Below are 23003 nucleotides of genomic sequence, written 5' to 3' on the forward strand. Positions count from 1 at the left end.
ATGTCTAATATCCCGCTGGCCTGCACTCCCCATGACCATGATCACTGCGTCAGTAGCGCGCTGGCCGAAGCCGATGCGCTTTGCGCGCGCGCAGGTGTGCGTCTGACGGCGCTACGCAAGCGTGTGCTGGAATTGGTCTGGCAAAGCCACAAGCCACTCGGCGCCTACGACATTCTCGGCGCGCTGACCGAGCAGGACGGCCGTCGCGCCGCACCGCCAACCGTCTACCGAGCATTGGACTTTCTGCTGGAAAACGGCCTGGTGCATCGCATCGCATCGCTCAACGCCTTCATCGGCTGTAACCACCCCGAGCATCCACATCAGGGGCAATTCCTGATTTGCCGCAACTGCCATACCGCGATCGAGCTCGAGCAATCGATAGTCAGCGAGGCCATTAACCAGGCTGCGCACAGCGTGAATTTCCGAGTCGAAGGCCAGACCGTTGAAGTAGTCGGTCTTTGCGCGACCTGCCGGAGTGCGGCATGAGCGAGGCGTTGATCCGCCTGGATGACATCCATGTCCGCTTCGCCAAGCAGCCGGTGCTCGAAGGCGCGCAGCTGCAAGTGCAGCGTGGCGAAATCGTCACGCTGATCGGCCCCAACGGCGCTGGCAAGACCACGCTGGTGCGCGCGGTATTGGGGTTGCTGAAACCGGACAGCGGCACCGTCTGGCGCAAGCCGAAGCTACGCGTCGGCTATATGCCGCAGAAGCTTCACGTCGACGCAACCCTGCCGCTGTCGGTGCTGCGATTTCTGCGTCTGGTCCCGGGCGTGGATCGCGCCGCGGCCCTCAGCGCACTGAGCGAAGTGGGCGCCGAGCACGTGATCGACAGCCCGCTGCAATCGGTTTCGGGCGGCGAAATGCAGCGGGTGCTACTGGCCCGCGCGCTGCTGCGCGAACCGGAACTGCTGGTGCTCGACGAGCCGGTGCAGGGCGTCGATGTCGCCGGGCAGGCGGAGCTCTATCGGCTCATCGGCCAGCTACGCGAGCGTTACGGCTGCGGCGTACTGATGGTCTCGCATGACCTGCATCTGGTGATGAGCGCCACCGACCAGGTGGTCTGCCTGAACCGTCACGTGTGCTGCTCCGGGCATCCGGAACAGGTCAGTGCCGACCCGGCCTTCATCGAGCTGTTCGGTCAGGACGCGCGTAGTTTGGCGATCTATCACCACCAGCACGATCACAGCCACGACCTGCATGGCAGCGTGATCACCGGTAAACCCCACGTCCACGGCCCGAACTGCAAGCACTGACATGCCTGACTTTTTACTGAACGCTCTGCTCGCCGGCCTGGCCCTGGCACTGGTCGCCGGCCCGCTCGGCTCTTTCGTGGTCTGGCGGCGCATGGCCTATTTCGGCGATACGCTGTCCCATTCAGCGCTGCTCGGCGTCGCGCTGGGACTGATGCTGGAGGTCAACCTGACCCTCGCGGTCGTCGTCTGCTGCGTGCTGCTGGCGGTGTTGCTGGTGACTCTGCAGCAGCGCCAGCCACTGGCATCCGACACCCTGCTCGGCATTCTCGCGCACAGCACCTTGTCGCTCGGGCTGGTCTCGCTGAGTTTCATGCAGGATGTGCGTATCGACCTGATGGGTTACCTGTTCGGCGACCTCCTGGCCGTCGGCCCGACCGACCTGGCCTGGATTGCCGGCGGCAGTGCACTGGTGCTGCTGGTGCTGATCCCGCTATGGCGTCCGCTGTTGGCAGTGACGGTGCATGAGGAATTGGCGAAGGTCGAAGGCCTGCCCGTCGCGGCCATCCGCTTGGCACTGATGCTGCTGATCGCCATGGTGATCGCCGTGGCGATGAAGATCGTCGGCGTGCTGTTGATCACCTCGCTGCTGATCATTCCGGCCGCCGCGGCCCAGCGACACGCCCGAACGCCCGAGCAGATGGCCTTGGGCGCGAGCTTGTTGGGCATCGTCGCGGTGTGTCTGGGGCTGGCGCTGTCCTGGTACGAAGACACGCCGGCCGGGCCGTCCATCGTGGTCAGCGCCGCCGCGCTGTTCCTGCTGAGCTTCGCCTGGCGCAAGCGCAATTGAACGGCCATGACTGATCTGAAATACCTGCGCGGCTATCCTGAGCCGCTGCTTGAGCAGGTCCGCCAGCTGATCGCTGAACAGCGTCTGGGCAACTATCTGCAGCGCCGCTATCCGGGCCGCCATGAGCACCAAAGCGACAAGGCGTTGTACGGCTACGTGCAGCGCCTGAAGCAGGATCACCTGAAAAGCGCGCCGCCGATCGACAAGGTGCTCTACGACAACCGCCTCGACCTCACCCACCGCGCCCTCGGCCTGCACACCGCGGTATCACGCGTGCAAGGCGGCAAGCTGAAGGCGAAGAAAGAAATCCGCGTCGCCGCGCTGTTTCGGGACGCGGCGCCGGAGTTCTTGCAGATGATCGTCGTCCATGAACTGGCACACCTGCGCGAAAGCGAGCATAACCGCGCCTTCTACAAGCTCTGCGATCACATGCTGCCGGGCTATGGCCAGATCGAGTTCGACCTGCGGCTGTACCTACACTGGCGCGAGCTGCAGAGCATAGGTTGCTGAGTTAAAGCACGCCTTTATGGATATCGTCTCCTTTCAGCTCCGCAATGGCGGTTGTTCGCAAGCAGGCTCGCTCCTACGGTGAGCAGCGCCTAATGTAGGAGCGAGCTTGCTCGCGAACACTTAGTCAAACCCCGATAAGCTGCCGGAGGACCACAGCTCTTAGCCCTTAGCGCCTCCATGCGCACAAAGCTTGCGACCTACATCAGGCCGGCACTGCCTTGGCCGCCGCCTCGCGTGCCCAGACGCGGTGCTGGCCGAGGGCCTGGACGAAGGCGCCGAATACCGCGTCCACGTCATCGCCTTCCAGCAGACCGGCGTCGGGCATGAGATTCAGCGACGCCAGCAACGGCCGCGCCGCGCCTATCACCACCACCGGCTTCAGGTGCTTGTAGGCTTCGAGCAGATAGTGCTTGGCCTCGCCGGACTGAGCCATGGCCGCCGCCGCGTCGGCGCCGCCGGGCACGAACACGGCGTCGAACATCACAGACGGCATACCATCCATAGCCGCGTCGATCACCAGCGCCTTGCCCTCGGCGGTTTTCACCGGCGCAGGCGTCGGGCCGATCAGTTTGGCGAAGGCACCCTCTTCGGCGAGTTTGGCCTTGAACGCATCGATGGCTGCGCCGTCCACGCCGTTGGCCACGAGGATCGCCACCTTGCGCGACTTGATGTTGCCCGGCGCATGGTTCATCAGGCTCAGCGCTGACGAACTCGGCGTCGCCGGTTCCTTCTTCGCTACGCTGGGTGCGCTCGGTGCCGGCAGACCGAGGTTGTCCGCCACGCGGCGGGCCAGTTCCAGGTCGATATTGGCAAGGATCTCGTTGACCTGCCGCTCGCGAATGAACGCCCGCTCCACCTTGCCCAGCTCGAAGGTGTAGGCGCCGATGATGTGCTCCTTCTCCGGCTCGCTCATGCTGTTCCAGAACAGCGTGGCCTGTGAGAAATGGTCACCGAACGACGCGCTGCGGTTGCGAATCTTGTGCCCTTCGACGCGCTCCGGATAACTCTCGAAGCCGCCGCCCTGCGCCGCTGGCGGAGTTTCCTTGGGCCAGCCGCCATCGATGGAGTTGGGCTCGTAGTTGGCGCGGCCTTTGTGGATGGCTTGGCGATGGAACGCATCGCGCTGGTTGTTGTGCAGCGAGCACAGCGGCCGGTTGATCGGGATCTCGTGGAAGTTCGGGCCGCCCAGGCGCAGCAGCTGAGTGTCGGTGTAGGAGAACAGCCGGCCCTGCAGCAGCGGGTCGTTGGTGAAATCGATGCCCGGCACGATGTGACCGATGTGGAAGGCCGCCTGCTCGGTCTCGGCGAAGAAGTTGTCCGGGTTGCGATTGAGCGTCATCTTGCCGAGCTTCTGCACCGGCACCAGCTCCTCGGGGATGATTTTGGTCGGGTCGAGTAGGTCGAAGTCGAAGCTGTGCTCGTCGGCTTCCTCGACCACCTGCACGCCCAGCTCCCATTCGAAGGGATCGCCGCTCTCGATGGCCTCCCACATGTCGCGGCGGTTGAAGTCCGGGTCTTTGCCGGCGATCTTCAGCGTCTCGTCCCAGACCAGCGAGAAGGCGCCGGCCACCGGCTTCCAGTGGAACTTGACGAAGCGGGAGACCCCCTCTGCATTGATCAGGCGGAAGGTGTGCACGCCAAAACCTTCCATTGCCCGGAAGCTGCGCGGCAAAGCACGATCGGACATGGTCCAGAGCACCATGTGCGCCGATTCGGGGGTCAGCGAGACGAAGTCCCAGAAGGTGTCGTGGGCCGATTGCGCCTGCGGAATCTCGTTGTGCGGTTCGGGTTTGACCGCATGCACGAAGTCCGGAAATTTGATCGCGTCCTGAATGAAGAACACCGGCATATTGTTACCGACCAAATCGAAGTTGCCCTCGTCGGTGTAGAACTTGGTGGCGAAACCACGCACATCGCGCACCGTGTCCGCGGAGCCGCGCGAACCCTGCACCGTGGAGAAACGCGCAAATACCGGGGTTTCCTTGCCTTCGGAGGCGAGGAACGAGGCCTTGGTCAGCCAACTGTGGTCGCCGTAGCTGACGAACACGCCATGGGCCGCCGAGCCGCGCGCGTGGACAATGCGCTCGGGAATGCGCTCGTGGTCGAAGTGGGTGAGCTTCTCGCGCATGATGAAATCTTCGAGCAGCGAGGGGCCACGGTCGCCAGCCCGAAGGGTGTTCTGGTTGTCAGCGATCTTCACGCCCTGATTAGTGGTCAGGGCCTGTCCGGTGGCGTCGGAGCGGACGTTTTCCAGCTGGTCGAGCTTGGCGTTGCGGTTGGCGCGGTCCGGCGTGTCGGTGCCGGCTATTTCGTTACGTGGGGCATTGATGTCGGTCATGGAGGGGCCTCGCAATGGGTTGCGCAAGCCGTGGCGGACCGTCTGCTTGACCCGGCTTTTCCACGGCGCTCGGTAAACTGACAGCCACGACGTGTACAAGGTCGGTCTTGCGCCAATTTGCTTTTCTCATGACGGTGATAGGGGACCTCAATGATCGGCGCCGACAGCCCATGCGCCCAGCGGCTGAGCCTGTGCGTCGGATGCGGTAGAATGCCGATCTTTTGCCGGCAGATGCTGCCGGTATCGCCCCATCTACAGGTTCGCCCGTGATCGAATTCCACGACGTCCACAAGACTTATCGCGTCGCCAGCCGCGACGTGATGGCGCTGCAGCCGACGAGCTTCCGTATCGAAGCCGGCGAAGTGTTCGGCCTGATCGGCCACTCCGGCGCCGGCAAAAGTACCCTGCTGCGCCTGATCAACCGACTGGAAGAACCTTCCGGCGGGCGCATTCTGGTAAACGGCGAAGACGTCACCGCACTGGAGGCCGACGGCCTGCGCCGCTTCCGCCAGCGTGTCGGGATGATCTTCCAGCACTTCAACCTGCTGATGTCCAAGACTGTGGCCGATAACGTCGCCATGCCGCTGCGCCTGGCCGGCACCTACTCGAAAGCCGATATCGAACGCCGCGTCGCTGCCCTCCTGGAGCGGGTCGGCCTGAAGGACCACGCACGTAAATACCCCGCGCAGCTGTCCGGCGGACAGAAGCAGCGCGTCGGCATCGCCCGCGCGCTAGCCACCGAGCCCGACATCCTGCTCTGCGACGAGGCCACCAGCGCTCTCGACCCGCAGACCACCGCCCAAGTGCTACAACTGTTGGCCGAGATCAACCGCGAGCTGAACCTCACCATCGTGCTGATCACCCACGAGATGGACGTGATCCGCCGCGTCTGCGATCGCGTGGCGGTGATGGATGGCGGGCTGATTGTCGAGCAGGGCCCGGTGACCGATGTTTTCCTGCATCCACAGCATGCGACTACTCAGCGTTTCGTGCTGGAAGACGAGGCGGTGGATGAGGGTGAGCAGCGCGATGACTTCGCCCACGTGCCGGGCCGCATCCTGCGCCTGACTTTTCAGGGCGAGTCGACCTACCAGCCACTGCTAGGCACCGTGGCGCGCGAGACGGGGGTCGATTTCAGCATCCTCTCGGGGCGGATCGATCGCATCAAGGACACCCCCTACGGCCAGCTGACCCTGGCGCTCACTGGCGGCGACATGCAAGCCGCCCTGTCCCGCTTCGATAGCGCCGATGTTCACGTGGAGGTGCTGCGCTGATGGATGCTCTGTTCACCAATGTGGATTGGTACGAAATCTGGCTGGCGACGCTGGACACCCTGCTGATGCTCGGCGGTTCGCTGCTGTTCACCATCCTGCTCGGCCTGCCGCTGGGCGTGCTGCTGTTTCTCAGCGGGCCGCGCCAATTGTTCGAGAACGGCCCGCTGTATGCGCTGCTGTCGTTCGTGGTCAACGTGCTGCGTTCGCTGCCGTTCATCATCCTGCTGATCGTGATGATTCCCTTCACCGTGCTGCTGACCGGCACCTCGCTGGGCGTGGCCGGCGCCATCCCGCCGTTGGTGGTGGGCGCCGCGCCGTTCTTCGCGCGGCTGGTGGAAACCGCGCTGCGCGAAGTCGACCGCGGCATCATCGAGGCGACCCAGGCCATGGGCGCGACGACGCGGCAGATCATCTTCAGCGCATTGCTGCCGGAGGCGAGGCCGGGCATCATCGCGGCTATCACCGTCACCGCCATCACCCTGGTGTCCTACACCGCGATGGCCGGTGTGGTAGGGGCCGGCGGTCTCGGCGACCTGGCGATCCGCTTCGGCTACCAGCGTTTCCAGACCGATGTGATGGTCGTCACCGTGGTCCTGCTGCTGGTACTGGTGCAGGTACTGCAGAACGTCGGCGACAAGCTGGTCACCCATTTTTCACGCAAATGAACCGCAACCAGGGCGAGCGAACCATCGCAACCCGATCATCTTCTGAAGGAACCAAACGATGAAAAAACTGCTTGCCGCCTTTGCCGCCGTCACGGCCTTCTCTGCCCAGGCTGCTGACGAATTGAACGTCGCTGCAACCGCCGTTCCGCACGCGGAAATCCTCGAATTCATCAAACCCCAGCTGGCCGAACAGGGCGTCGATCTGAAGGTGAAGGTCTTCACCGACTATGTGCAGCCGAACATTCAGGTTGCCGAAAAGCGCCTGGACGCCAACTTCTTCCAGCATCAGCCGTACCTAGATGAATTCAACAAGGGCAAGGGCACCGAGCTGGTCAGCGTCGCTGGGGTGCATATCGAGCCCTTCGGCGCCTATTCGAGCGAGCTGAAATCGCTGGACGATCTGCCGAAAGGCGCCAATGTGGTCATCCCCAACGATGCCACCAATGGCGGCCGTGCGCTGCTGCTGCTGGCCAAAGCCGGCGTGATCACCCTTGAAGAAGGCGCCGGCATCACCGCCACGCCGAAGGACATCGCCGGGAACCCGAAAAACATCAAGGTCCGTGAGCTGGAAGCCGCAACGCTGCCGCGCGTGCTGACCCAAGTCGATCTGGCGCTAATCAACACCAACTACGCGCTGGAAGCCAAACTCAACCCCACCGAAGATGCCCTGATCATCGAAGGCAGCGATTCGCCCTACGTGAACATCCTCGTCGCCCGGCCGGACAACAAGGACAGCGCCGCCATGCAGAAGCTGGCTGCCGCGCTGCATAGCGAAGAGGTCCGCAAGTTCATCGAAGAGAAGTACCAGGGCGCGGTCGTTCCCGCCTTCTGATCCTTTGCGAGCTGACAACGAACCCCGCCGCGTGCGGGGTTCGTCGTTAATTGCTGTAGGGCCTAACTTATTCGGCCACGAATTGGCAATGGCCGAACAAGTTCGGCCCTACGGAAAGGTTTCGTTTTTAGAGCGGGCCGGCTGGCCCAAAGCGCGATGCTTACTCCAGCGCCAGTACCATCGGCAATTGCTCTGCAAGCTTCTGGGTACGCATCGGCGCGCGGATGAAGCCACGCAGGCGGCCATCAGGGCCGATCAGCGCGAGATTGCCGCCGTGGTCGACGGTGTAATTCTCTTTCGAGGTATCGCCCGGAATGAAGGGCACGCCGGCGGCGTTGGCAAGCGTCTGGATGTTATCCAGCGGCCCGGTAAGGCCGATGAATCCGGCATCGAAATAATCCAGATAGGTTTTCAGCTGCTCCGGCGTATCGCGCTCGGGATCGACGCTCACCAGGATCGGCTGCATCTGTTGGCGCGTCTCCTCCGGCAGCATGCCGCGCAGCTGGCGCAGTTCGGCCAGCGTCGCCGGGCAGATATCCGGGCAAAAGGTGTAGCCAAAGAACAGCAGGTTCCACTGCCCTTCCAGTTGCTGCAGCGACACCGATTCGCCGTCCTGGTTGGTCAGCGTCAGCTCCGGCATGTCGCGCCCTTGGGGCAAGAGCACGATGCCGGCATCCAGCAGCTCGGCGGTATCGAGCTGGCGCTCGGTATTGAGCACCTTGGAAACCGTCAGGCCAATGACCAGCGCGACCAGCGCGACGAGAACGAATACGGTTTTTTGGATGCGGGTCATGAGGTTCCTTGTCGAGCGGCTCAGATATTGAGCAGCAGATAATGATCAACCAACAGTGCGATGAACAGCGCGAACAGGTACCAGATACTGAATTTGAAGGTCTTGATCGCCGCATGGGGCCGGCTGTCGCGATAGAGCACGATGGTCCAGAACAGGAATCGCGCGCCCAGCAGCGCGGCTGCCGCGAGGTACAGCGGGCCGCTCATGTGAATGGCGAAGGGCATGAAGCTCACCGCCAGCAGCACCGCCGTGTAGAGCAGGATGTGCACTTTGGTGTAGTGCTCGCCGTGGGTGACCGGCAGCATGGGCACATTGACCTTGGCGTATTCGGCCTTGCGGTGGATCGCCAGCGCCCAGAAGTGGGGCGGCGTCCAAGCGAAGATGATCAGCACCAGCAGCAGCGGCTCGGCAGTGATCTGGCCGGTCACCGCGACCCAGCCGAGCAGCGGCGGCGCAGCGCCGGCGAGCCCGCCGATGACGATGTTCTGCGGTGTGGCACGCTTGAGAAAGCCGGTGTAGATGACTGCATAACCGACCAGCGAAGCCAGCGTAAGCCAGGCCGCCAGCGCGTTGGTGAAGGTCAGCAGCAGGCCCATTCCCGCCACACTCAGCAGTAACGCGAAGAACAGCGCGGCAGCCGGTGATACCCGGCCCTCGGCCAGTGGCCGCTTGTGAGTGCGCGCCATCACTGAATCGATACGCCGATCAACCACATGATTGACCGCCGCCGCGCCCCCGGCACAGAGCGCAATCCCGAGGTTGCCGAACACCAACACGGTCCAGGGCACGCCTGCCCGCGTCGCCAGGAACATGCCCACCAGGGAGGTGATGAGCATCAGCAGCACCACCTTCGGCTTGGTCAGCTCCAGGTAATCGCGCCAGCTGGCCTGGGCGCCGCGTTCGCTGAGTAGAGTCGCCATGGGGTTCTCCTTGTGGTCAAGCGCGAGGCAGGTCGAGCCCGCCCACGGTGTTCGGACGTTCCTGAGGTGCAGGCTCGCGCGCCGCGACGGCGCCCTGACTCAGGAGACGAAGGTTGATCAGTACGGTAACCAGCAGCAACAGCGCTCCGCCGCCGTTATGGGCGACGGCGACGGCCAGGGGTAGATTGAACAGAACATTGCTGATGCCCAGCCCGACCTGCAGAGCCAGCGCGGCCAGCAGCAACCCGGCCAGACGCGGCAACCCGTTGCGCCAGAGCTGCCAGCTCAGGGCCAACAGGATGAGCGTCACTGTCAGCGCACCCAGGCGGTGAGTGACGTGGATGGCCGTACGCGCCTCGCCGAAGAGCATGCCACCCAAGTAATTCGGACCGATGTCGTGGTGGGTCAGATTGAAGGCATTGATGAAATCCATCTTCGGCCACCACTCGCCATGGCAGGTGGGGAAATCCGTGCAGGCCACCGCGGCGTAGTTGCTGCTGACCCAGCCGCCCAGCGCCACCTGAGCGATCACCGCCAGCATGCCGATCACCGCTAACGCTCTGACTCGACCCGCCACGTTCGGGATCGCCGGTTGTCGACCGGACAAGCGCAGGCTCAGCAGGAACAGCAGGCTCAAGGTGGCGAAGCCGCCCAATAGATGCGCCGTGACCACTTGCGGCCAGAGTTGCAGAGTGACGGTCCACATGCCGAACGCCGCCTGGGCGATCACGACCGCCAGCAGCAGCAACGGCAACTTGACCGGTTGACCGGGCTCGGCGCGGCGGCGCACAGCCTGCACGGCGAGCGCGAGAATCACCAATCCCAACGCACCGGCGAAGTAGCGATGGACCATCTCGTTCCAACCCTTGTGCACCTCCAGCGGTGCTTCGGGGAAGCGCAGCGCGGCCAGGCTCTGTTTGTCTTCACTCATGGGCACGGTGAGAAACCCGTAGCAGCCGGGCCAGTCCGGGCAGCCAAGGCCAGCGTGGGTCAGTCGTGTGTAGGCACCGAGCAACACCACCACCACAGCCAGCAGCGTGGCGAATACGGCAAGGCGATAACCGGGGCGTGATCTTGGCTGCATAAGGTCCTCGTTATCGAAAAGCTTGTTGGCAGGTGCCGTGCCCAATTTCAACGTAGGGCTTGGCTTGTTCCCCTCACCCCAGCCCTCTCCCTGAGGGAGAGGGGGTTGGCTCAGTGCTTCTCCCAGCTTCAGGCTTTCAGCTTCCGGCTGCTTTTCAACCTATCTGCGAAATTTTCAGCAGGTATTTCAGGTCATCGAGAATCGCTTTGCCGTCTGCTTTCGCGTCGTAGCGCAGCACCAGATTCCCGTGTGGGTCGACGATCCAGAGTTGCGGGCCGGTGGGCACGTCGGGATTGGCGCCGTACACGGTTGCGTCCAGCGAGTAGCGTTGCAGTTGCGGATATTCGCGTTGCAGGCGCTGGTCATAATCGTTGGCCAGGGGCTGCGCGCTGGCCAGTGCATGGCCGGCGCGACCGGCTTCGCGGGCCAGACCGATATTGATCTGACGCGCCAGGTAGACCAGCTGCTGGCAGTCTTCGGCGCAGCCTTGCGGTGCCGTGACCAGCAGCTCCCAGCGCGGCTCGGCGGCGACCGGCGTGCTGATCCCGAGCGCATCGCGACCCTGTCCGGTCGCGACCAGAGCGCCGTCATAGGTTCGGGTTTGCGGCACCCAGAAGCCGAAGTGGTACATCGCGCTGGCCAGCAGCATGGGGCCGATCACCACGGCCAGGATCAGCAGCAGTTGCAGCCGCCCACGGCGCCGCTGCGGCGGCGCAGAGTTGAAGGTCGGATTCATCGTGGTCACTGCTTGCTCCCCCGTGCCTGGTGCACGCCGAAGTAGATGAACAACGCCAGCAACGCTGCCGCCAGCGCAAACCATTGCACCGCGTAACCCACATGCTGCTGCGGCTTCATGAAGGTCACCGGCCAGTCGGCGCGATATGCCGTGGGCCCCGGCTCCAGTCGCAGCTCGTAGCTGACGCCCTCGCGATCGAGCAGCTGCCAGATCTCGTTGACATCGACGTGATTGATCAGCCGCGGCCAGCCTTCAGCCATGCGTTTGCTAAGGATGAACGGCTCGCCCGAAGGGGCGTAGACCCAGGCCGCCAACTTCAACGGGCGATCCGGTGTGTCGAATTTCGGTGGGATGCGGCGATCCGGCCACGGCAGCCAACCCCGGTTGACCAGCACCCATCGGCCGCTGGCCTGATCCTGAAACGGCTGCAGCAGCTCGACGCCGACCTGGCCGTCGCGGGTGCGGCTGTCCAGCAGAAAGCTGTGCTCGACATCGAAACTGCCCTGTAGATGGATGCGGCTGTAGATGGGGTCTTCGAGATTCTCTATCTGCTCCGGCGACACTGGCGCAGCCCCTTGGCGGGCCTCCTGACGCGCCAGCATGTCGCGCTTCTGCTCGCCGCGCTCCAGCTGCCAGAAACCCAGCCAGACCAGCAGCGGCAACAGGCACAGCACCACCAGCGTTGGCAGCAAACCCGGCTTGAAGCCGCTCATGCCGCGCCCCGCGACGTATTTATCCGGCTGGCTATACTCCACCCCCAACTTCCCCCAGTTCACCTATCACGGCGGACCCGCTCATGCTCAAGGCGGTGATTATTCTGTTATTAGTCGCCACGCTGGTCAGTCTGTTCAGTGGACTGTTCTTTCTGGTCAAGGACGAAGGCCGCACCTCCCGTCTGGTGACCGCTCTGTTCGTTCGCGTCTCGCTCAGCGCGTTAACTGTCGCCCTGATCGCCTGGGGCTTTTACTCCGGTCAGTTGCCGCCGGGGTTCGGTTGATGGGTTGCACCCATCCGGGACGTTTTCAAAGCACATAAACGAAGACGAACAGGCCGAGCCATACCACGTCCACGAAGTGCCAGTACCAGGCCGCCGCCTCGAAACCGAAATGTTGTTCAGGCGTGAAGTGGCCGCGAAAACTGCGCACCAGCATCACCGTCAGGATGATCGCCCCCATGGTGACGTGGGCACCGTGAAAGCCGGTAAGCATGAAGAAGGTCGCGCCGTAAATGCCCGAGCCTAGCGTCAAGCCGAGTTCGGTATAGGCGTGCACGTACTCCTCGATCTGCAAGATGAGGAAGGCCACGCCGAGCAGCACGGTCAGCCCTAGCCCAAGCTTGAGGTGTTTGCGATTGCCCTTGCGCAGTGCGTGGTGCGCCCAGGTCAGCGTAAAGCTGGAGGTGACCAGGAGAATGGTGTTGATCAGCGGTAGTCCCCAGGCGCTGATGGTGCCTTCCGGCGCCGGGTACAGTTGGGGATCGGGATTGTTCAGCAGCGGCCAGGTGTATTCGAAGTTGGGCCAGAGCATGTTGCTGACGCCCTTGTCGCCATCGCCACCGAGCCAGGGTCCGACCCAGTAGCGGATGTAGAACAGCGTGCCGAAGAATGCAGCGAAGAACATCACCTCGGAGAAGATGAACCAGGTCATGCCCCAGCGGAAAGATCGATCCATCTGTCCGCTATAAAGGCCGGCACGACCTTCGCGAACCACCGAGCCGAACCAGCCGAACATCATGTAAACGATCAGCAGCGCACCGATGAAAAAGATCAGCGGACCGTTGGAGTCGGCGCGCTCGGCCTTGAGGTCGTTGAACCAGCTGCCGAGGCCGTAGACGGTGACCAGCAGCGCAACCGTGGCAACGATGGGCCACTTGCTCTGGGCGGGGACGTAGTAGTTCTCGTGCGTGGTGGTCTGTTTGTTCATTGCAGACTCTCCTTGGCCGCCACCACAGGCGCCTGATGGATGGCGGCGACGGGGGGTTGGCGAGACGTGATGTCGAACAGGGTGTAGGCGAGCGTCAGGTGACGCACGTCTGCGGGCAGATCACGATCAACGATGAAGCGCACCGGCATCTCGATGCGCTCACCGGGCTGCAACACTTGCTGGGTAAAGCAGAAGCACTCGGTCTTGTGAAAGTACGCAGCTGCCTTGGAGGGCGACACGCTGGGCACGGCCTGGGCCGTCATCGGCTTGTCCGTGGGGTTGTAGGCGACGAAGCGCATTTCCTGGCTGGCACCGGGATTCACGCTGAGCTGATCGGCCTGGGGACCGAATTCCCATTCCATGCCTGCGGCATTGGTAGCCAGGAATTGCACGCGAATTTCCCGCGCCTCGTCCGCCGTCTGCGTTCCTTCGTAGGCGCCGGCCGTCTTGCCGTTGATGCCGAAGGCCTGGCACATGACGTCGTAGATCGGCACCAGTGCGAAGCCGAAGGCGAACATCGCCACCACGACGAACAGCAGACGGCGCACCAGGCGGGCGGTGGGCAGGGAATCGCTCATTGCATTCTCCTCGCGCAGGGCCGTTCATCGCGCAGCGCAGGGGCCTGCTCAGCCCTTTCGCAGCCGCCCTGGTGGGCTGAAGCCCACCCTACAAAAAGCTCGACACTATGCGGATGTAGGGTGAGCCGGGCGGCGCTCCGCTTCAGCCCACCATGGGAAACCCATAGGGTGGGCTTCAGCCCACCAAAACAACCATCAGCCACTACCCGAGCAGCCGCAGAGCACGCCATCGAAGCCACCCGACTTCCAGCAGCCAAGCCTCCAGCGGCTTTCACCCTAATCATGCTTGGGCCCCGTGCGGTGCTCATGCAGCTCTTCCATGCTCGGCGGCACGCTGAAGGTGTGGTAAGGCGCCGGCGACGGCACGCTCCATTCCAGCCCTTCGGCACCGTCCCAAGGCTTGGCAGCGGCGACCGGGCCACCACGAATGCACTTGATGACGATGAACAGGAACAGCAGCTGTGTGGCGCCGAACATGAAGGCGCCCACCGACGAGATCATGTTGAAGTTGGCGAACATCATGTTGTAGTCCGGGATGCGCCGCGGCATGCCGGCCAGCCCGACGAAGTGCATCGGGAAGAACGCCAGGTTCATGCCGACGAAACTCATCCAGAAGTGCAGCTTGGCCAGCGTCTCGTCGTACATGTGCCCGGTCCACTTGGGCAGCCAGTAGTAGGCCGAAGCGAAGATGCCGAAGATAGCTCCCGGCACCAGCACGTAGTGGAAATGCGCCACTACGAAGTAGGTGTCGTGGTACTGGAAGTCAGCCGGCGCGATGGCCAGCATCAATCCAGAGAAACCACCGATGCTGAAGAGAATGACGAAGGCCACGGCGAACAGCATCGGCGCCTCGAAGGTCAGCGAGCCGCGCCACATGGTCGACACCCAGTTGAACACCTTCACCCCGGTCGGCACGGCGATCAGCATGGTCGCGTACATGAAGAACAGCTCGCCGGTCAACGGAATGCCGACGGTGAACATGTGGTGCGCCCAGACGACGAACGAGAGGAAGGCGATCGCGCCGGTGGCGTAGACCATCGAGGTGTAGCCGAACAGCGGCTTGCGCGAGAACGCCGGGATGATGGAACTGACCGCGCCGAACGCCGGCAGGATCATGATGTACACCTCGGGATGGCCAAAGAACCAGAACACGTGCTGAAACAGCACGGGATCGCCGCCGCCCGCCGCGCTGAAGAAGCTGGTGCCGAAGTGGATGTCCATCAGCATCATGGTCACCACGCCGGCCAGTACCGGCATCACCGCGATCAGCAGGAAGGCGGTAATCAGCCAGGTCCAGACGAACAGCGGCATCTTCATCAGCGTCATGCCCGGCGCGCGCAGGTTGAGCACGGTGGCGACCACGTTGATCGCGCCCATGATCGAGCTGATGCCCATCAAGTGGATGGCGAAGATAAAGAAGGTCACCGATTCGGGCGCATAGGTGGTCGACAGCGGTGCATAGAAGGTCCAGCCGAAGTTCGGCCCTCCGCCCTCCATGAACAGCGTCGACACCAGCAATCCGAATGCCGCTGGCAGCAGCCAGAAGCTGAAGTTGTTCATCCGCGGCAGCGCCATGTCCGGCGCGCCGATCATCAGCGGAATCATCCAGTTGGCCAGGCCGACGAAGGCCGGCATCACTGCGCCGAACACCATGATCAGGCCGTGCATGGTGGTCATCTGGTTGAAGAATTCCGGCTGCACGATCTGCAGGCCCGGCTGGAACAGCTCGGCGCGGATGACCATGGCCATCGAGCCGCCGAGCAGGAAGGCGCAGAAGCTGAACCACAGGTACATCGAACCGATGTCCTTGTGGTTGGTGGTCAGCAGCCAGCGCGAGAGACCCTTGGCCGGGCCGTGGTGGTGGTCATGTCCGGCATGACCATGATCGTCGATCACTGCACTCATCACCGAATCCTCTTACTGGGTGGCTTCTTCGGCCTGTTTGAAGTCGAGCACGTCTTTCGGCGTGACCATTTCGCCGGTCTCGTTGCCCCAGGCGTTGCGCTCGTAGGTGATGACCGCCGCCAGGTCGACTTCCGACAGCTGCTTGCCGAAGGCCGCCATGGCGGTGCCCGGCTTGCCATTGACGACGATGTTGATATGCGCCTCGACGTCGCCGGTGGCGATGGCCGAGCCCTTGAGGGCCGGGAACATCGGCGGTATGCCTTCGCCACCGGCCTGGTGACAGGATGCGCAGGCGGTCTGGTAGACCTGCTCGCCACGAGCGGTCAGTTCCTCCAGCGTCCATTCCTTGCTGGTCAGCTCGGCGAGCTTGGCCGCTTCGGCCTTCTTCTCACCCAGCCAGGCGGCGTAGTCCTCGGCAGTCTTAACCTCGACCACGACCGGCATGAAGCCGTGATCCTTGCCGCACAGCTCGGTGCACTGGCCACGATAGATGCCGGGCTCCTCGACGCGCGTCCAGGATTCGTTGATGAAGCCGGGGATGGCGTCTTTCTTGACCGCCAGCGCCGGTACCCACCAGGAATGGATAACGTCCGCGGCGGTGATCAGGAAGCGCACCTTGGCGCCCACCGGAATTACCAGAGGTTCGTCGACCTCCAGCAGATAGTGTTCGCCCTTGGGCGCCTGATTGTTGATCTGGTCGCGCGGTGTCGTGAGGTTGCTGAAGAACTCGACGTCTTCGCCCAGATACTTGTAATGCCACTTCCACTGGTAGCCGGTGATCTGGATATCCACGTCCGACTCGGATGCGTCATAGATGTGGATGAGAGTGCGCGTCGCCGGCACGGCCATGGCGATCAGGATCAACAAGGGAATGACGGTCCAGAGAACCTCGACCTTGGTATTTTCGTGGAAGTGCGCCGATTCCAGTCGTTTGGAACGCCGATGAGCGAACATCGACCAGAACATCACCGCGAACACCAGCACGCCGATGATTACGCAGATCCAGAAGATGGTCATGTGCAAATCGAATACGGAACGACTGACGTCCGTTACGCCAGGTCGCATATTCACGTCCCAGGCCGCCTGGGCCTGACCGAATAGCGACCACAGCCCAATCCCCATCCAGACTCGTGGATGTCGCGACATTGCGGGTTCCCCTTATGGTTCTTGTTATCCCGCCGACTGGCCTGTTGTCCGGACGCAAAGGGAGCCACGCTCACTTCGACGGCCTGACTACGCCTTGATCCGGTGCCCCCCAATTCCTGGTCACCAGACTTCGCTTTGCACGCGCAGTCGGATTCAATCGGTACGCTTACGATCGGAGTATAGACAGCGTTCTCCGACTAGCAATTTCATCAGGTGCTCGGGTTAGCTTCCGCTTCGCGCGGCTGATCGTTCTTCTTCACGCCGCGGATATTCATCAGCGCCAGACACACCTGCAGCGTGATCAGCGCCCAGGCCTGGGCATGCCAACCCCAGATCACCCAAAGCAGGTTGCTCAGCAGAAAACACCGGAAGCCCACCGTGCGCCGGCTAGGTTTCAGCGAGCCGATCAACCACGCCGCCAAAACGGTGATGACCATAGCCGGCCATTGCAGCAGATCGATCCAGTCCACATCACCTCCACCTACGAAAGCGAGCGCCGTGCCGGCCGGCTCGCAGGAATATAGGGTTTGGTGCGCTCGCCGCTGGGGTTGGTTCCGTGCCAGCAGACGGTTTAGGCCTGCCGGCAACCGAGAAGCATCGCGCCGAGCAGTTCACACGAGTAAGCCTCCCGTGGCGATTTTGTAGAGGCCGCGCCCCGCGGCGAATGCAGGCTGCCGAGGCGCTTCCATAGACAGCTCAGAGCAGGCTCAATTGCTGCCCCGGCGGCGCGAAGCGGCTGCAATCGAGACCGAAATTCTGATCGCGACGGTTGTAGCCCAGGCGCTTGCAGGCCAGCTGGAACCGTTGAGCGAGTAGCTGAGCGAACTGCCCTTCTCCGCGCATGCGGCTGCCGAAGCGGCTGTCGTAGTCCTTACCGCCGCGCGACTGGCGTACCAGGCTCATCACATGCGCCGCGCGCTGCGGGAAATGCTCGGTCAACCAGGCCTCGAATAGCTCCGCCACCTCGTGGGGCAGGCGCAGCAGGACATAACCCGCCGACGCCGCACCGGCCTCGCGCGCGGCCTCGAGCATGCGCTCCAGCTCCATGTCGTTGATCATCGGAATCATCGGCGCGCACATCACGCTGACCGGAACACCCGCCTCGTGCAGAGTCCGCAAAACGCGCAGGCGCGCCGTGGGCGAGGCCGCGCGAGGCTCCATGATGCGCTTGAGTTCGTCATCCAGGGTGGTCAGGCTGACCGAGACGCTGACCAGCCGTTGCTCGGCCAAAGGCACCAGCAGATCCAGATCGCGCAGCACCAGCGAACCCTTGGTAATGATGTGCACCGGATGCTTGAAGCGCAGCAGTATTTCCAATGCCTGACGCGTCAGCCGCTGCTCGCGCTCCAGCGGCTGATAGGCGTCGGTATTGACTCCCAGCGCGATGGGTTGCGGCACGTAGCCGGGCTTGCTCAGCTCCTGCTCCAGGCGCTCGGCAAGGTTGGTCTTGGCGATCAGCCGGGTCTCGAAATCGATGCCCGGCGACAGGTCCCAATAGGCATGGCTGGGCCTTGCGAAGCAGTAAATACAGCCATGCTCACAGCCCCGATACGGATTGACCGAACGATCGAAGCCGACGTCCGGTGACTGGTTGCGAGTGATGACGGACTTTGCCGTCTCGCTGCGCACTTCGGTCGCGCGGGTCGGCGGTACTTCCTGCTCCCAGCCGTCGTCATAGGCTTCGCTAAGGGTCGGCGCGAAACGGTTGTGCGGATTTATGGCGGTACCGCGACCGCGTGTTGTGGCGACGATGGTGGACATGGGCAGCCCTCATAACTGTTCATGCATACAGTATATGAGAACGATCAACATGCATTCTCCTTCCGATGAGCGCAGGGCCGGACGATTCATGACCGTCGGTCGGAATTGCGAGTGATTCACAGCCGCGCAAAATAGATCGTCTACAACGGTAGTACTCGGCTAAGAGGCCGTTGCGGAGAGAGAGCGGCAATGGATTCCAAGAGACCTTTGCATGCCCGGGAAAACAACTTTGATTTCCTGCGCTTTTTTGCAGCGTCGTTGGTGCTGCTCGTTCACAGTTATCCGCTGTCCGGGCGCCGGCCTGACGAGCCCATCGAGCTGCTGACCGGCTATGAGAACGGCGGGGAGTTCGCCGTCGCGATCTTCTTCGTCATCAGCGGCTACCTGATCACGTCGTCCTGGATCAATAGCAGCAGTGCGAAAAGCTTCCTGATCAAGCGCGCGTTGCGGGTCTTTCCAGCCTTGATACTGGCCGTTTTGTTATCGGCGTTCGTTATCGGCCCGCTGGTGACCGAGCGCAGCATGACCAGCTATTTCTCGTCCCCCATCACCTGGACATACCTGCAGAACATCTTGCTCGTCACACGCTTCGAGCTGCCGAGCGTGTTCAGCCATAACATCTATCCGAACGTGGTGAACGGATCGCTGTGGACGCTTCCGCTCGAGGTACTGATGTACCTGGGCGTGCTGGTCATGGGTCTGGTTGGTTTGTTGAAGCCTCGGCTGATCTTTCTGCCCATCGCCGGCCTCGCCCTGGGCTACTTCTGGTTACTGGAGCGGCTCGGGATCGAGTCCTTCTTCATCACCAACGTCTTCAAGCTGGGCCTGCTGTATTACACCGGCGCTGCCATCTTTCTCTACCGCGACGCACTGCCCTGGCGCGGCTGGATTGCCGCCCTGTTCGTCGCGGCACTGGTGTTGACGTTTCATACCGCCGCCGGGCCATATGTTTATGTGATCGCGCTGCCTTATCTGGTGATCTACCTCGCCTATGCGCCGATTCCGTTGCTTTCCCGGTTCGGCAAGTACGGCGATTTCTCCTATGGCATGTACATCTACGCCTTCCCTTTCCAGCAGCTCACCGTCTATCTGCTTGGCCACGAAATCGGTGTGTTCTGGCTGACGGTCATAAGCCTGGCGCCCACCTTGTTGCTGGCGATCCTGTCCTGGCACCTGATCGAGGCGCCGGCGATGAAATTCAAGCAACGCCTAGCCCGGGCGCCAGAGCCTCGCCTGGTGCCGCCCAAGACTTTGGTTGAATAAGAAGGCGGCGGCATTGGATCGCCGCCGGATTTGGTTAAGCCCACGACACCACCGGCTTGGCTGTGTGCCGCTCGACTCGATGAGTCAACTCACTACGGTGCGGCGAGCCTGTACGCGGGAATAAACCGCAACGGCACGATCACTCAATTCGATGGCGCCACTCTCGGCCAATTCACGAGCGCGCCAGTAGAGAAACAGGTCGGTCGGGAAAAAACCATCGCAGTGGCCCATGACCTGCGCCATAGCCCGTGCCAAGGGCATCCAGTCGGTGTGGCAGGCCGCAACCAACTCACCATCGATCGCCTTGTAGCCCTCGCCGGCAAAGCGTCCGGCGGTCCAGCGACGTATCGCTGCGCTCTCCTGAACGACCGCGCGCCATTGGCTGGCGAGTTCGGCGATCCGGTCCGGCTCGACGGTGCGTGGTTGATAGAGTGCCGCGAGAGCGTCCGGCGCGTGCATGGATACCGCCATTCGCGTGCCGACGCGACTGTCGCCGGTGCCACATACGACTTCCTGAAACGGCAGCGCCGAACCTTCAAGCACCGCTGCCACGCGAGCCAGCATCAGCTGCTCGGAGGCGCTGTCGCCATGCCAGACCGACACCGGCCGTGACTGGCTGGCCAGCCCCGCCAGAAACTCGGCATCATCAGCGAGGCCCACCGCAAAATCCGGACGCGGCGTCAGGGCAACGGGCCAGACGCCTTCCCAGAACGCCACACGCTCCGCGCAAGGTAGAGAATCGATATCGGCGAGCGGCCCGACGGCAAGATCGTCGCGCAGGACCCGCACCGTCTCGCCGTTGCCTTGGCCCAAGAGCTGCCGGACGCTGTCAGCTGCAAGGTCGCCACAGGTAAGATGCCACATGCCAAACCTCTAGATGATCAGTCGGGGTTTTTCTTCAGCTTTGGATTCGGGAAGAACTGCACCGCCTGAACCTGCGGGTCGGCCGGTTTTGGCTTGGCCTGGTTGACCCGCGTGCCCAGCTCCGAGGGCACCGACTGCCCTTGGGCGTTGAGGGTATCGGCGTAGCCGCATTCGACGCATTCGCGATGCGGTACGCCATCGACGTCCCACATTTTGATGCTATCCGTCGCGCTGCATGCCGGGCACACCGCGCCGGCGATGAAGCGTTTGGTCGTCACTTTCGGCTCGTCAGTCATGCCACTTGCTCCGTCAGGCCGAGGTGGCGCAGCAGGGCGTCGGTGGATGGCTCGCGACCGCGGAAATCGACGAACAGCACCATCGGCTCCTGCGAACCACCGCGCGCCAGGATGGCATCGCGGAAGGCACGGCCGGTCTCGGGGTTGAATACGCCTTCTTCCTCAAAGCGCGAGAAGGCGTCGGACGACAGCACTTCGGCCCACTTGTAGCTGTAGTAACCAGCGGCGTAACCACCGGAGAATATGTGCGCGAAGCTGTTGGGGAAGCGGTTGCTGGCCGGCGGGCGCATCACCGAGACCTCATCGCGGATGCCTTCCAGAACCTCTAACACGCTGCGGCCATCGCCGTGGGTGGCGTGCAGCTCGAAGTCGAACAGCGAGAACTCCAGCTGGCGCACCATCATCAGCCCGGACTGGAAGTTCTTCGCTGCCAGCATCTGCTGCAACTTGTCCTGCGGCAGGCGTTCGCCGGTCTGGTAATGACCGGAGATCAGCGCCAGACCTCCCGGCTCCCAGCACCAGTTTTCCATGAACTGACTGGGTAGCTCGACCGCATCCCAAGCCACGCCGTTGATGCCAGAGGCGCCAGCGTGTTCGACCTGGGTCAGCAGATGATGCAATCCATGGCCGAATTCGTGGAACAGGGTGGTGACTTCATCGTGGGTCAGCAGCGCCGGGCGCTCGCCGACCGGCGGTGTGAAGTTGCAGACCAGGTTGGCCACCGGCGTCTGCAGCGTGCCCAGGCAGGTGCGGCGCTTGTCGCGGGCGCCGTCCATCCAGGCGCCGCCGCGCTTGTTGGCGCGGGCGTAAAGGTCGAAGAAGAAGCGACCGACGTGCTCGCCATTCTCGCGGATTTCGAACAGGCGCACATCCGGGTGCCAGCTGTCGAAATCTTCCAGCTCGTGAATCTCGATGCCGTACAGACGCTGGACAATGGCGAACAGCCCGGACAGCACCTTGTCGATCGGGAAGTATTCGCGCAGCTCTTCCTGGTTCAGGCTGTAGCGCTGCTGGCGCAGCTTCTCGCCGAAGTAGCCGACATCCCAACTCTGGAGATCCGAAACGCCATTCTCAGCAGCGAAGGCGCGCAGTTCCTGCAGGTCGCGCTCGGCGAACGGCTTGCTGCGCTTGGCCAGGTCGCGCAGGAAGCCCAGCACCTGATCGGTGCTCTCGGCCATTTTGGTGGCCAGCGACAGCTCGGCGTAGTTGCCGAAGCCCAGCAGTTTCGCCAGTTCCTGACGCAGATCGAGGAGCTGTTCCATCACCGGACCGTTGTCGAGCTGACCGGCGTTTGGACCTTGATCGGAAGCACGGGTGGAATAGGCGACATAGACCTCTTCACGCAGCGCGCGGCTGTCGGCGTAGGTCATCACCGCGTAGTAGCTGGGGAATTCCAGGCTGATCAGCCAACCATCGAGCTCCTTGGCCTTGGCGGCTTCAGCCATCTGCGCCCTGGCCGAATCGGTAATGCCGGCCAGCAGGCTCTCGTCGGTGATGTGCTTGGTCCAGGCCTGGGTGGCATCGAGCAACTGGTTGGAAAAGGTGCTGCCCAGCTCGGCCAGCTTCATCTGGATGGCGCCGAAGCGCTGCTGCTCGGCGGGCGGCAGGTCGATGCCGGACAGGCGGAAATCGCGCAGAGCGTGCTCGATGATGGTTTTTTGTGCGACCTCGAAGCCTTCAGCCTCGGCGCTCAGCGACAGTGTCTGGTAGGCGGCGAATAGATCGGCATTCTGGCCGAGTTCCGTGGCGTATGCAGACAGCTTGGGCAGACAAGCCTCGTAGGCCGCGCGCAATTCGGGGTTGTTGCGTACCGAATTCAGATGGCTGACCGGGCCCCAGGCGCGGCTGAGGCGCTCGTTCATTTCATCCAGGCCGACTACCAGCGTGGACCAGTCGAGGCTCTCTGCCGGACGGCTGAGCAGTTCCTGCAAGGCGACGCGGTTGTCGCCGAGGATGCTATCCACGGCAGGCTCGACGTGCTCGGGGCGAATCTCGGAATAGGGCGGCAGGTCGAAATCGCGAAGCAGCGGATTGGTAGCGGTCACGGCATTGGCCCTTTCAGATGGATACCCGCGG

General features: G+C 62.8%; 24 protein-coding genes. 9 read left to right on the forward strand and 15 right to left on the reverse strand.

All coding sequences use genetic code 11. The features are described from left to right. The 4 genes from zur to V6943_RS03905 are packed head-to-tail and all read left to right on the forward strand — an operon-like array spanning window position 1 to window position 2550. Window positions 1-486, forward strand: a complete 486-nt coding sequence (zur, locus tag V6943_RS03890) for a zinc uptake transcriptional repressor Zur (RefSeq protein ID WP_181099275.1) — start codon at window positions 1-3, stop codon at window positions 484-486. Then, window positions 483-1253 (forward strand): zinc ABC transporter ATP-binding protein ZnuC, encoded by a 771-nt coding sequence (gene znuC / locus V6943_RS03895; protein ID WP_340552651.1) that lies wholly within the window; start codon window positions 483-485, stop codon window positions 1251-1253. Before zur ends, znuC begins: the two co-directional genes overlap by 4 nt. A 1-nt stretch (window position 1254) precedes the next feature. After that, window positions 1255-2040 (forward strand): zinc ABC transporter permease subunit ZnuB, encoded by a 786-nt coding sequence (gene znuB, locus V6943_RS03900; RefSeq protein ID WP_131649254.1) that lies wholly within the window; start codon window positions 1255-1257, stop codon window positions 2038-2040. 6 nt (window positions 2041-2046) lie between these two features. Next, window positions 2047-2550: a M48 family metallopeptidase gene (locus tag V6943_RS03905; protein WP_340552652.1), complete on the forward strand. Its 504-nt coding sequence runs from the start codon at window positions 2047-2049 to the stop codon at window positions 2548-2550. A gap of 202 nt (window positions 2551-2752) precedes the next feature. Here the strand turns inward: V6943_RS03905 and katE are convergent, their stop codons facing one another. Next, entirely contained in the window at window positions 2753-4888 is a 2136-nt protein-coding gene (gene katE / locus V6943_RS03910; RefSeq protein ID WP_340552653.1) for a catalase HPII, read from the reverse strand. Window positions 4889-5154: 266 nt separating this feature from the next. Between katE and V6943_RS03915 the strand changes: the two genes are divergently transcribed. Genes V6943_RS03915 through V6943_RS03925 form a run of 3 tightly spaced genes read left to right on the forward strand, consistent with a single transcriptional unit; the run spans window position 5155 to window position 7659 of the window. Then, window positions 5155-6162 carry a methionine ABC transporter ATP-binding protein gene (locus tag V6943_RS03915; RefSeq protein WP_131649249.1) on the forward strand — a complete coding sequence of 336 codons (1008 nt, stop codon included), beginning with the start codon at window positions 5155-5157 and terminating at the stop codon, window positions 6160-6162. Further along, window positions 6162-6827 (forward strand): methionine ABC transporter permease, encoded by a 666-nt coding sequence (locus tag V6943_RS03920; protein ID WP_340552654.1) that lies wholly within the window; start codon window positions 6162-6164, stop codon window positions 6825-6827. The genes V6943_RS03915 and V6943_RS03920 overlap by 1 nt, the downstream gene beginning before the upstream one ends. A gap of 58 nt (window positions 6828-6885) precedes the next feature. Next, the gene (locus tag V6943_RS03925) at window positions 6886-7659 is read left to right on the forward strand and encodes a MetQ/NlpA family ABC transporter substrate-binding protein (RefSeq protein ID WP_131649245.1); all 774 of its coding nucleotides are present in this window, start codon (window positions 6886-6888) and stop codon (window positions 7657-7659) included. Between the two features lie 160 nt (window positions 7660-7819). On the opposite strand, the gene V6943_RS03930 is transcribed toward V6943_RS03925, so the two are convergent. The 5 genes from V6943_RS03930 to V6943_RS03950 all read right to left on the reverse strand — a co-directional run bounded on the left by V6943_RS03930 (window position 7820) and on the right by V6943_RS03950 (window position 11905). Continuing rightward, window positions 7820-8452: an SCO family protein gene (locus V6943_RS03930; RefSeq protein ID WP_340552655.1), complete on the reverse strand. Its 633-nt coding sequence runs from the start codon at window positions 8450-8452 to the stop codon at window positions 7820-7822. Window positions 8453-8472: 20 nt separating this feature from the next. Further along, window positions 8473-9372 carry a heme o synthase gene (gene cyoE / locus V6943_RS03935; protein WP_340552656.1) on the reverse strand — a complete coding sequence of 300 codons (900 nt, stop codon included), beginning with the start codon at window positions 9370-9372 and terminating at the stop codon, window positions 8473-8475. 16 nt (window positions 9373-9388) lie between these two features. Then, the gene (locus V6943_RS03940; RefSeq protein ID WP_340552657.1) at window positions 9389-10456 is read right to left on the reverse strand and encodes a COX15/CtaA family protein; all 1068 of its coding nucleotides are present in this window, start codon (window positions 10454-10456) and stop codon (window positions 9389-9391) included. Between the two features lie 154 nt (window positions 10457-10610). Continuing rightward, the gene (locus V6943_RS03945) at window positions 10611-11192 is read right to left on the reverse strand and encodes a hypothetical protein (protein ID WP_340553022.1); all 582 of its coding nucleotides are present in this window, start codon (window positions 11190-11192) and stop codon (window positions 10611-10613) included. Between the two features lie 5 nt (window positions 11193-11197). Next, window positions 11198-11905 (reverse strand): SURF1 family protein, encoded by a 708-nt coding sequence (locus tag V6943_RS03950; RefSeq protein ID WP_340553023.1) that lies wholly within the window; start codon window positions 11903-11905, stop codon window positions 11198-11200. An 83-nt stretch (window positions 11906-11988) separates the two neighbouring features. Here V6943_RS03950 and V6943_RS03955 point away from each other — a divergent pair, with 83 nt between their 5' ends. Then, the gene (locus V6943_RS03955) at window positions 11989-12189 is read left to right on the forward strand and encodes a twin transmembrane helix small protein (RefSeq protein WP_340552658.1); all 201 of its coding nucleotides are present in this window, start codon (window positions 11989-11991) and stop codon (window positions 12187-12189) included. A 25-nt stretch (window positions 12190-12214) separates the two neighbouring features. Here V6943_RS03955 and V6943_RS03960 read toward each other — a convergent pair whose 3' ends face one another. The 6 genes from V6943_RS03960 to V6943_RS03985 form a co-directional block, all read right to left on the reverse strand. Further along, window positions 12215-13114: a cytochrome c oxidase subunit 3 gene (locus V6943_RS03960; RefSeq protein ID WP_131649238.1), complete on the reverse strand. Its 900-nt coding sequence runs from the start codon at window positions 13112-13114 to the stop codon at window positions 12215-12217. Continuing rightward, window positions 13111-13692 (reverse strand): cytochrome c oxidase assembly protein, encoded by a 582-nt coding sequence (locus V6943_RS03965; RefSeq protein ID WP_340552659.1) that lies wholly within the window; start codon window positions 13690-13692, stop codon window positions 13111-13113. Before V6943_RS03965 ends, V6943_RS03960 begins: the two co-directional genes overlap by 4 nt. A gap of 276 nt (window positions 13693-13968) precedes the next feature. Next, the gene (gene ctaD / locus V6943_RS03970; RefSeq protein ID WP_340552660.1) at window positions 13969-15597 is read right to left on the reverse strand and encodes a cytochrome c oxidase subunit I; all 1629 of its coding nucleotides are present in this window, start codon (window positions 15595-15597) and stop codon (window positions 13969-13971) included. 12 nt (window positions 15598-15609) lie between these two features. Then, window positions 15610-16743, reverse strand: coding sequence for a cytochrome c oxidase subunit II (gene coxB / locus V6943_RS03975; RefSeq protein ID WP_340552661.1), 1134 nt, complete (start codon window positions 16741-16743; stop codon window positions 15610-15612). Between the two features lie 209 nt (window positions 16744-16952). Continuing rightward, window positions 16953-17213, reverse strand: a complete 261-nt coding sequence (locus V6943_RS03980; protein ID WP_340552662.1) for a hypothetical protein — start codon at window positions 17211-17213, stop codon at window positions 16953-16955. A 226-nt stretch (window positions 17214-17439) separates the two neighbouring features. Beyond that, window positions 17440-18504, reverse strand: a complete 1065-nt coding sequence (locus V6943_RS03985) for a PA0069 family radical SAM protein (RefSeq protein WP_340552663.1) — start codon at window positions 18502-18504, stop codon at window positions 17440-17442. Window positions 18505-18693: 189 nt separating this feature from the next. On the opposite strand from V6943_RS03985, the gene V6943_RS03990 reads away from it, so the two are divergent. Next, the gene (locus V6943_RS03990; RefSeq protein ID WP_340552664.1) at window positions 18694-19767 is read left to right on the forward strand and encodes an acyltransferase family protein; all 1074 of its coding nucleotides are present in this window, start codon (window positions 18694-18696) and stop codon (window positions 19765-19767) included. A gap of 84 nt (window positions 19768-19851) precedes the next feature. Here the strand turns inward: V6943_RS03990 and V6943_RS03995 are convergent, their stop codons facing one another. Genes V6943_RS03995 through prlC form a run of 3 tightly spaced genes read right to left on the reverse strand, consistent with a single transcriptional unit; the run spans window position 19852 to window position 22972 of the window. Then, window positions 19852-20631 (reverse strand): DUF1835 domain-containing protein, encoded by a 780-nt coding sequence (locus tag V6943_RS03995; protein ID WP_340552665.1) that lies wholly within the window; start codon window positions 20629-20631, stop codon window positions 19852-19854. Window positions 20632-20648: 17 nt separating this feature from the next. Next, the gene (locus tag V6943_RS04000) at window positions 20649-20927 is read right to left on the reverse strand and encodes a YheV family putative zinc ribbon protein (RefSeq protein WP_340552666.1); all 279 of its coding nucleotides are present in this window, start codon (window positions 20925-20927) and stop codon (window positions 20649-20651) included. Next, window positions 20924-22972: an oligopeptidase A gene (gene prlC, locus V6943_RS04005; protein ID WP_340552667.1), complete on the reverse strand. Its 2049-nt coding sequence runs from the start codon at window positions 22970-22972 to the stop codon at window positions 20924-20926. Before prlC ends, V6943_RS04000 begins: the two co-directional genes overlap by 4 nt. Between the last annotated feature and the right edge of the window lie 31 nt (window positions 22973-23003).

The organism is Pseudomonas sp. CBC3 (assembly GCF_037967085.1).
In the GTDB taxonomy this organism is placed as follows: Bacteria; Pseudomonadota; Gammaproteobacteria; order Pseudomonadales; family Pseudomonadaceae; genus Stutzerimonas.

Bases quoted from the DNA above. Each gene is read 5' to 3' on its own strand.
- zur (WP_181099275.1), top strand. From the start codon at position 1: ATGTCTAATATCCCGCTGGCCTGCACTCCCCATGACCATGATCACTGC.
- znuC (WP_340552651.1), top strand. From the start codon at position 483: ATGAGCGAGGCGTTGATCCGCCTGGATGACATCCATGTCCGCTTCGCC.
- znuB (WP_131649254.1), top strand. From the start codon at position 1,255: ATGCCTGACTTTTTACTGAACGCTCTGCTCGCCGGCCTGGCCCTGGCA.
- V6943_RS03905 (WP_340552652.1), top strand. From the start codon at position 2,047: ATGACTGATCTGAAATACCTGCGCGGCTATCCTGAGCCGCTGCTTGAG.
- katE (WP_340552653.1), bottom strand. From the start codon at position 4,888: ATGACCGACATCAATGCCCCACGTAACGAAATAGCCGGCACCGACACG.
- V6943_RS03920 (WP_340552654.1), top strand. From the start codon at position 6,162: ATGGATGCTCTGTTCACCAATGTGGATTGGTACGAAATCTGGCTGGCG.
- V6943_RS03925 (WP_131649245.1), top strand. From the start codon at position 6,886: ATGAAAAAACTGCTTGCCGCCTTTGCCGCCGTCACGGCCTTCTCTGCC.
- V6943_RS03930 (WP_340552655.1), bottom strand. From the start codon at position 8,452: ATGACCCGCATCCAAAAAACCGTATTCGTTCTCGTCGCGCTGGTCGCG.
- cyoE (WP_340552656.1), bottom strand. From the start codon at position 9,372: ATGGCGACTCTACTCAGCGAACGCGGCGCCCAGGCCAGCTGGCGCGAT.
- V6943_RS03940 (WP_340552657.1), bottom strand. From the start codon at position 10,456: ATGCAGCCAAGATCACGCCCCGGTTATCGCCTTGCCGTATTCGCCACG.
- V6943_RS03945 (WP_340553022.1), bottom strand. From the start codon at position 11,192: ATGAATCCGACCTTCAACTCTGCGCCGCCGCAGCGGCGCCGTGGGCGG.
- V6943_RS03950 (WP_340553023.1), bottom strand. From the start codon at position 11,905: ATGAGCGGCTTCAAGCCGGGTTTGCTGCCAACGCTGGTGGTGCTGTGC.
- V6943_RS03955 (WP_340552658.1), top strand. From the start codon at position 11,989: ATGCTCAAGGCGGTGATTATTCTGTTATTAGTCGCCACGCTGGTCAGT.
- V6943_RS03960 (WP_131649238.1), bottom strand. From the start codon at position 13,114: ATGAACAAACAGACCACCACGCACGAGAACTACTACGTCCCCGCCCAG.
- V6943_RS03965 (WP_340552659.1), bottom strand. From the start codon at position 13,692: ATGAGCGATTCCCTGCCCACCGCCCGCCTGGTGCGCCGTCTGCTGTTC.
- ctaD (WP_340552660.1), bottom strand. From the start codon at position 15,597: ATGAGTGCAGTGATCGACGATCATGGTCATGCCGGACATGACCACCAC.
- coxB (WP_340552661.1), bottom strand. From the start codon at position 16,743: ATGTCGCGACATCCACGAGTCTGGATGGGGATTGGGCTGTGGTCGCTA.
- V6943_RS03985 (WP_340552663.1), bottom strand. From the start codon at position 18,504: ATGTCCACCATCGTCGCCACAACACGCGGTCGCGGTACCGCCATAAAT.
- V6943_RS03990 (WP_340552664.1), top strand. From the start codon at position 18,694: ATGGATTCCAAGAGACCTTTGCATGCCCGGGAAAACAACTTTGATTTC.
- V6943_RS03995 (WP_340552665.1), bottom strand. From the start codon at position 20,631: ATGTGGCATCTTACCTGTGGCGACCTTGCAGCTGACAGCGTCCGGCAG.
- V6943_RS04000 (WP_340552666.1), bottom strand. From the start codon at position 20,927: ATGACTGACGAGCCGAAAGTGACGACCAAACGCTTCATCGCCGGCGCG.